Source organism: Streptomyces sp. NPDC004647, assembly GCF_040609575.1.
Taxonomy (GTDB): domain Bacteria; phylum Actinomycetota; class Actinomycetes; order Streptomycetales; family Streptomycetaceae; genus Streptomyces.
The window spans coordinates 70893-78843 of record NZ_JBEXKU010000033.1 but is presented as its reverse complement, the minus strand read 5'-3'; the positions used below and the strand labels follow the sequence as shown (position 1 = coordinate 78843).

8 protein-coding genes are annotated in these 7951 nt (G+C 72.0%); 6 read left to right on the top strand and 2 right to left on the bottom strand.

Annotated features, from left to right (window positions below):
* Window positions 1-40: 40 nt before the first annotated feature.
* Window positions 41-841: an enoyl-CoA hydratase-related protein gene (locus ABZW18_RS17025; protein WP_356188004.1), complete on the bottom strand. Its 801-nt coding sequence runs from the start codon at window positions 839-841 to the stop codon at window positions 41-43.
* A gap of 320 nt (window positions 842-1161) precedes the next feature.
* Here ABZW18_RS17025 and ABZW18_RS17020 point away from each other — a divergent pair, with 320 nt between their 5' ends.
* Window positions 1162-1329: a DUF3117 domain-containing protein gene (locus ABZW18_RS17020; protein WP_003966491.1), complete on the top strand. Its 168-nt coding sequence runs from the start codon at window positions 1162-1164 to the stop codon at window positions 1327-1329.
* A gap of 165 nt (window positions 1330-1494) precedes the next feature.
* Here the strand turns inward: ABZW18_RS17020 and ABZW18_RS17015 are convergent, their stop codons facing one another.
* The gene (locus ABZW18_RS17015; protein ID WP_356188002.1) at window positions 1495-2169 is read right to left on the bottom strand and encodes an O-methyltransferase; all 675 of its coding nucleotides are present in this window, start codon (window positions 2167-2169) and stop codon (window positions 1495-1497) included.
* A gap of 141 nt (window positions 2170-2310) precedes the next feature.
* On the opposite strand from ABZW18_RS17015, the gene sigE reads away from it, so the two are divergent.
* From sigE to ABZW18_RS16990, 5 genes are all read left to right on the top strand, one after another.
* A complete protein-coding gene (gene sigE, locus ABZW18_RS17010) occupies window positions 2311-3102 on the top strand; it encodes an RNA polymerase sigma factor SigE (protein WP_356188000.1) in 792 nt (263 codons plus the stop codon).
* Entirely contained in the window at window positions 3099-4025 is a 927-nt protein-coding gene (locus tag ABZW18_RS17005; RefSeq protein WP_356187998.1) for a zf-HC2 domain-containing protein, read from the top strand. Before sigE ends, ABZW18_RS17005 begins: the two co-directional genes overlap by 4 nt.
* A gap of 109 nt (window positions 4026-4134) precedes the next feature.
* Entirely contained in the window at window positions 4135-6273 is a 2139-nt protein-coding gene (locus ABZW18_RS17000) for a trypsin-like peptidase domain-containing protein (protein ID WP_356187996.1), read from the top strand.
* A 327-nt stretch (window positions 6274-6600) separates the two neighbouring features.
* Complete coding sequence (locus tag ABZW18_RS16995; protein WP_356187994.1) at window positions 6601-7068, top strand: sec-independent translocase; 468 nt, start codon at window positions 6601-6603, stop codon at window positions 7066-7068.
* 116 nt (window positions 7069-7184) lie between these two features.
* Entirely contained in the window at window positions 7185-7877 is a 693-nt protein-coding gene (locus tag ABZW18_RS16990) for a hypothetical protein (protein ID WP_356187992.1), read from the top strand.
* Window positions 7878-7951: the final 74 nt, after the last annotated feature.

The window sequence follows — 7951 nt, the reverse complement described above, 5'->3', positions numbered from 1 at the left end:
GCCCGGCAGTTCCCCGCCGGGCGGCGGATGTGCCCGGCGCTCAGCGGCCCAGGAACTTCGGCTTCTGCTTGTTCACGAAGGCCTCGACCGCGATCCGGTGGTCCTCCGAGGCCCCGGCGCGGATCTGGAGTTCGTCCTCCTTCGCCAGGGTGTCGAGCAGACCGTGCCGGGACCCGTAGGCGAGGGACTCCTTGATCGCGGCGTAGGCGGCCGTCGGTCCCTCGGCGAGGCGGCGGGCGACCGCGGCCGCCTCCGCGGCGAGCTCCGCGGCCGGGACGACCTTGTTCGCGATCCCCAGCTCCAGGGCCTCCTGGGCACTCACGCTGCGCGGGAACAGCAGCAGGTCGGCCGCGCGGCTCTGCCCGATCAGCCGCGGCAGCGTCCAGGAGACGCCGGAATCGGCGGTGAGCGCGACTCCGGCGAAGGAGGTGTTGAAGGCCGCCGAGTCGGCAACCACCCGGTAGTCCGCGGCGAACGCGAAGCCCGCCCCGGCGCCCGCCGCCACCCCGTTGACCCCCGCCACCACCGGCTTCGGCATCTCGGTGATCGCCGTCACGATGGGGTTGTAGTGCTCCCGCACCGTATTCATCGTGCCGCCGGTGCCCGACTCGTGGTCGAGCGCCAGCAGGCCGATGTGCTCCTTGAGGTCCTGGCCGACACAGAACGCGCGCCCGCTGCCGATGAGCAGCACGGCACGTACGGCGGGGTCGTCTGCGGCCTGCCGCAGGCTGTCCCGCAGCGCGACCTTGGTCGCCACGTCGAGTGCGTTCATGGCTTCGGGACGATTCAGGGTGATCGTCGCGAGTCCGTCGGTCACCTCATGAAGCACGGTGTCGGCCATGTCTGGGTCCCCTCCTGGTGGCTCGGGCCTGCTCGGGCAGTCAGGGGACAGCATGGCGGAGATCACTGACGACGGACCGGCAGCCCGCATGTGAGCTGCGTCAAACAAACTGCCGCCGCCGGCTCCTGAGCGGACGCGCAGTATCGCAGCCGGATCGCCGAATTGAGTGGTTTTGCACGAGCGCGTTGCAGAAGGGTTGCCGACCGATGTTGGTCATCGGGTCCCGCGATGCGGGATAATGGCCTGGAAGCAATGTGTTCGATGCCGGTGACACCTGGGTTGTCGGCTGCGATGAGCTGGTTTCAGGAAGGGGAACGAGCATGGCGGCCATGAAGCCGCGGACGGGCGACGGCCCGCTCGAGGTGACCAAGGAGGGGCGGGGCATCGTCATGCGCGTTCCGCTCGAAGGCGGCGGTCGGCTCGTCGTCGAGCTGACTCCGGACGAGGCAGACGCGCTCGGCGACGCCCTGAAGAAGGTCGTCGGCTAGGCATTAAGGCCACACCACTTCCACTGCCCCGGCGCAGGCCGCGTATCTCGTAGCGCGAATCCGCCGGGGCAGTGGCTTGTCCTGAGGCCTGCGGACTTGGCCGGGACCGGGGCCGGGATCCGCCGAAGACGGGGAAGCCGGGCCGGAGCAGCCGGAGCAGCCGGGTCAGCCGCGCTTGACTGCGCAGAGCAGTCCGTCGCCGACCGGCAGCAGCGAGGGCAGCAGCGCCGTGCTCTCCCGTACGGTCCGCAGCAGCTCCCGCAGTCGCTGGACCTCCGCGGGCTGGGCCGCGGAATCCACGGTCCGGCCGTCGGCGAAGACCCCTTCGAAGACGACGAGCCCCCCGGGGCGCAGCAGACGCAACGATTCGGCGAGGTAGTCCAGGCACTCCATCCGGTCCCCGTCGCAGAAGACCAGGTCGTATCCGCCGTCGGCCAGCCTGGGCAGCACATCGAGAGCACGGCCGGGGATGAAGCGGGCGCGGTTCCCGGCGAATCCGGCGGCCCGGAAGGCCTGGCGCGCGAACTGCTGGTTCTCCGGCTCGGTGTCCACCGTGGTCAGCACGCCGTCGGGGCGCATTCCGTGCAGCAGATGGATTCCGGACACGCCGGTGCCGGTGCCGATCTCGGCGACGGACTTGGCGTCCGCGGCGGCGGCGAGCAGGGACAATGCGGCACCGCTACCGGTCGACACCGAGCGAAGGCCTGCCTCGCGGGCCCGGTCGCGAGCCCAGCGCAGCGCCGCGCCGTCGACGTTCCCGACGCTGTACGCCTCAGCGAACGCCCAGCTCGTCTGACGGTTGCCGGTAATGGCCCTCTCCTGTCCCCGTAGTCGACGCAACCGTGACTGTATCCGTTGCCCTCGGGAACCCGCCGATGGGACTGGGCGTTATTGAAGGGGGATACGGGAAAGGGGCACGGGGGAGTGGTGGCTAAAATGAGGGTCAAAGAACCTTATCCGGAGCTAACGGGCGAGGTGGATATGGTAGGGACTCCACTGGACACCACCAGAGCCGACAGGGGAGGTGCGGCTGCGGCCGGTGACCGAGGAGTGCTGAGGCGCTTTCGCAGGTTGGCCGGCGAGCCGAAATCCGTGACCGACACCGCTGACCGTTTCCGCGCCGCCGCCGATTCCGCACCGACTGCGACCTTTTCCACTCCTGCGTCTTTCGGTGATGAGGCGGAATCCCAGGCGTGGACCCCTCCCACCTGGGAGGAGATCGTCAGCACGCACAGCGCTCGGGTCTACCGCCTCGCCTACCGCCTGACGGGAAACCAGCATGACGCGGAAGACCTCACCCAGGAGGTCTTCGTCCGCGTCTTCCGCTCGCTGTCCACCTACACTCCCGGCACCTTCGAGGGGTGGCTCCACCGGATCACCACCAACCTCTTCCTCGACATGGTCCGCCGCCGGCAGCGCATCCGGTTCGACGCGCTCGGTGACGACGCCGCGGAGCGGCTGCCGAGCCGTGAGCCGTCCCCGCAACAGCACTTCCACGACAGCCACTTCGACGCGGACGTGCAGCAGGCACTGGACACGCTCGCGCCGGAGTTCCGCGCGGCGGTCGTGCTCTGTGACATCGAGGGGCTCTCGTACGAGGAGATCGCCGCGACGCTGGGTGTGAAGCTCGGCACGGTGCGCAGCCGGATCCACCGCGGCCGTTCCCATCTGCGCAAGGCGCTCAAGCACCGGTCGCCCTCGGCCCGCGCCGGGCAGCAGCGCTCCCTCGCCGCCGCTTTCCAGGGCATCGCAGGAGAGGGCGGGAGGGCGTGACCGGATTCGGCGGCACGAGCCACGCAGAGCAGCATTTGGGCGACCGCCTCGCCGCGCTGGTCGACGGAGAGCTCGGACATGACACCCGCGAGCGAGTGCTGGCGCATCTGGCGACCTGCTGGACGTGCAAGGCGGAGGCCGACGCGCAGCGGCGGCTGAAGAGCGTCTTCGCCGAGACCGCCCCGCCGCCGCCCTCGGAGGGGCTTCTCGCCCGGCTCCAGGGGCTGCCGGGGGGTGATGGCGGTCAGGAGAGCCCTTTCGGCTCCGGTAACGGCGGTGTCTTCGGCATGCGGCCGGAGGCCTTCGCATACGTGCCGTCCGGCGGCCATGGTGCCCGCGGGGGGCAGCGCGGCGGTTTCCCCATCCACGACGTCGAGCGGAACTCCTCCCGAAGCCGCCGGTTCGCTTTCGCCGCGGCAGGCGCGGTGTCACTCGCCGCGTTCGCGCTCGGCGGCGCCCTGCCGCTGGAGGCGGCGATCGACTCGGTGCCCGGTCGCAAGGATGGCGCGGGCGCCGCGGCGACCCCCGTCCGTACGGCCCAGGCGAGCGGCGTCCTTCCGGTGAGCGGCGGTGACGCCATGCTGGCCGCGTCGGCGGCAGGCAGCCGCCCCTTCCTGTTCGCTGCCCCGACCGGGGCGGGCAGCCCCTCATTCCCCACGGCGACCGGTCATCCGCCGGCCCAACCGCGGCCCCCGCTGCACCCGTTCACCTCACCCATGCTTCCGACTGCCACGGTCCTGACCCCGCTGATACGCGAGACGGCCTACGGCCCGCGGGCCACGGCCTTCGGTGAAGCGACGGTCGGCACCACCCAGCCCCCCGCGCCGACCAGGGTGTCGGAGCCTTCCGCCCCGCACCACCAGGCGGCCCCGCTCGTCGGTGCCAACGCTGCCCCCGATCCGTCGGCTTCCGCGGAGCGCTGACGGTGAGCCTGCGCGCCCCCGTGCAGACCTGGTTGAATCGCCGGGGTGGGGGTGCGGTCCCGGAGGCGGTGCAGCCCGCGCCGAGCCGTGGGCGAACTATGGGGAGAGCATGGACGAGGGGCAGGCCGCCGGGCCGAAGGCGAAGTGGTGGAGCCGACCCCGGCGGGGCCCCGGTGGCCGGCCGGGCGTCGACGCGGAGGCCGCGGCGGCGGGCCCGGTGGAGCCGACGGCGCCTGACGTGCCGACAGCGGATGCTGCCCCGGCGGCCGGTGATCCCCTTTCAGAGCCGCCGCTCTCCACGGGCCTGACGCCGGAAGAGCACGGACCGCTTGCGCCGCAGCCCGGCAGCGCGCCGCACGCCGAAGCGGAACCCACCGCTCTGCCGTCCGAGCCGTCGCCCGGACGAGCGGTGGCCGGTGGCCCCGCGGAGCAGTCGGAAGCCTGGCCCACGCCGGAGACCGGCGACCCGAGTGTGCCCCGGCAGGCCCGTCCGGCGCACAGTACGGCCACCGGCCCGTCGCAGAGCACGACCGCCGGCCCGTCGCAGAGCACGTCCACCGGCCCGTCGCAGAGCACGGCCAACAGCACGGCCGCAGGCCCCGAGCCGGCGGGGCCTCGGCACGCGCCGGACCCGTACGGCACCCCTCCCTACGGAGAGCCCGGCCCATGGGCCCCGGCGCCCCCCGTGCAGCGCCCGGGCACGACACCCGCGCACGGCACGCAGATCCCGGCCGCGAGGGCGGGTGGCGGGCAGCCGCCGCTCCAGCCCGGGGCGGGTACCGGTACCGGGTCCGGTGCGGCTGCGCACAGCGCGCAGGGCCCGATGCAGACCCCCGCGCACGGCACGCACCTCCCGCCCCCGGCACCGAATGCGGGTGCGTCCGTGCCCGGTCCGCCCGCGCGGGCGCGCCATCCGCACGAGACGCCGCCGGCCGGGACGTACACCGGGACGTACGCCGGCACGGGCACGGAGACCGGGTCGGGCACGGCGTTTCCCGGGCCCGGGGCCGCCGACAGCGTCCCGCAGACGGCCGGGCTCTGGCAGCAGTACGACCCGTGGGGTGCACCGCGCCCCGAGACCGGGGCGCACTCGGCCTACGTGCCCGATGGTGCGCCGCGGACGCGGACGCGGCGCGGGAGCCTGCTCATGGGCGCCCTGGTGCTCGCACTCGTATCGGGTGGCGTCGGCGGCGGCATCGGGGCGTACGTGGAGCGCAACGGCGGCCTCACCGAGGTCGAGTTGCCGCAGGCTTCCCCCGAGGCGGGTGACCGCGACCCGGAGAGCGTCGCCGGGATCGCCGCCGCCGCGCTGCCCGGCGTTGTCACCTTCCATGTCAAGGGCGGCAGCAGGCAGGGCACCGGCACGGGCTTCGTGCTGGATAAACAGGGACATATACTCACCAACAACCATGTGGTGGAACCCGCCGGTGCCGACGGTGAGATATCGGTGACCTTCAGCGGTGGTGAAGTCGCCGGGGCCGAGGTCGTCGGCCGCGACAGTGGCTACGACCTCGCCGTCGTCAAGGTCAGCCGGGTCTCCGGGCTCAAGCCGCTGGCCCTCGGCAACTCCGACTCCGTCCGCGTCGGGGATCCGGTCGTGGCGATCGGCGCCCCGTACGACCTGGCCGGAACTGTCACTTCCGGAATCATCAGCGCGAAGGAACGTCCCATCACCGCGGGTGGTGAGGAGGGTGACGGCAGCGACATCAGCTATGTCGACGCACTCCAGACCGACGCTCCGATCAACCCCGGCAACTCCGGTGGCCCGCTGGTGGATTCCCGGGCCCGGGTCATCGGAATCAACAGCGCCATCAGGGCCGCGGGCGAGGGCGGTGGACTCGACAGCACCCAGGGCGGCAGCATCGGCCTCGGCTTCGCGATCCCGGTCAACCAGGGAAAGCGGGTGGCCGAGGAGCTGATCAACACCGGAAGGGCCACCCACCCGGTGATCGGCGTCACCTTGGACCTGGAGTACACCGGCGACGGCGCCCGGGTCGCCACCAGGGCCCAGGGCAAGGGTAAGGGCGGGGGCGGTTCGCCCGTGAAGCTGGGCGGGCCCGGGGCCAAGGCGGGTATCGAACCCGGCGACGTGCTGACCGAGGTCGACGGCGCCCGGGTGCACAGCGGCGAGGAGCTGATCGTCAAGATCCGCAGCCACCGCCCCGGCGACCGCTTGGAGCTGACGCTGGAGCGCGACGGCAAGGAGCGCACGATCCAGCTGACCCTCGGCACGGCGAGCGGCAGATGATGCGCCCGGCTCGTACGACGTCCGCACTCGCACCCGCACCCGGTACGAGAGCCGCTCAAGCGCCGGTACGAGGGCTGCTCCGGTTGCTCCGGTTGCTCCGGTTGCTCCGGTTGCTCCGGTTGTTCCGGTCCTCGGTTCGTGCGCTGCTCCGGCCGCTGGTGCGAGGGCCGCTCGGACCCCAGGTGCGGAGGCCGGTGCGGCCCCCGGTGCGGCGCCCGACGGGCCCTCTCGGGAACCAGTACCGCCCACCCCGCGCAGCCGGGTACCGTGGAGCGGGCCCGGACCCGTACCGACCTGCCGACCGTGGACATCTCAAGGAGCCGCAAGGTGTTCAATGACATAGGCGCACTCGAGCTGGTGGCGCTCGTAATCCTTGCGGTCGTCATCTTCGGTCCGGACAAGCTTCCCAAGGTCATTCAGGACGTCTCGCGCTTCATCCGCAAGGTCCGTGACTTCTCCGAGGGCGCCAAAGCGGACATCCGCTCCGAGCTGGGCCCGGAGTTCAAGGACTTCGAGTTCGAGGACCTCAACCCCAAGACGTTCGTCCGCAAGCAGCTCATGGACAACGACGACTTGGGGCTCCAGGAGATCCGCAACGGCTTCGACTTCCGCAAGGAACTGTCCGAGGTGACCGACTCGGTGCACGGCCGCGAGAGTGACACGGTCGCGGGCGGCTCGACCGGCCCGTCCCTCCGCAAGTCCCCGGGGAGCGCTGCCGGCGGCTCCGACCTGCTGCGCAAACGCGATCAGCCCGCGCCGGAGGCACGTCCGCCCTTCGACCCCGACGCCACCTGATCCTGTCGTATGTCCGACTGAACCGACCGGTGTGGCTATCCTCCCTGTGTCCGGGTGAGGCCGCCCGAGGGGCGGATCGCTCCAAGACGACGGGGCAACAAGGAGGCGCCACGCAGATGGACACGACGAGTCGGGTAGGGGCGCAGGGGTCGCCCATCGCGCCCAGCACGTCCGACGACGCGGAGGCCGGAAGACCGGGTCGGGAGGCGTTGGGCACCCGTCGCCCCCTCGACGGTTATCTGCTGGCCGGTTTCCCCTGGTACGGGCTGGACGAGGCCTTCACGGGCCCGCGCTGGCTGATGCAGGTGGGCACGGCCGCCGACGGCACGGTCGAGCACGGTTCGACCGGGCACGGCGAGGTGCCCACGCTGCGTGTCGAGACCGACCAGGACCGGCGGCGCTTCACGGTCGTCGTGACCGTCGCCAGCCGCCCGGTGCGACGCAGCGCGGACGGCACCGGCGTCCTGGAGGCCACCTCGGTCTCCTCGGCCGCCTGGCTGGCCGGATCGGGGCTGCTGGCGAGCACCTGGCCGTCCCAGATGGAGCGCGCGCTGCGCGACAACTGGCTGGAACAGCAGACCGCGCTCGCCTGGGAGTTGGCCGACGACCTCGAGGGTCCCGCCTGGTCGGCACTGTCGCTGCCGGTGGACGGTGTGCCCACACCCTTCCACTACCGCGAGTCCGAGTACGGCTGGGTGCTGGCGGGCTCGACGCAGGAGGCCGTGCACATCGGGGCGTACGGGCGCGGGATGAGCGCCTACGGCCTGGGATTCTCGGTGGTCAAGGACATCACCGAATACGCGGAGTGACGCCCACGGGTTCCTCGCGCCCGGTTCGTACGAGCCGGGCGCGAGGAACCCGTCGGCCATGCTCGGAGCGGAGC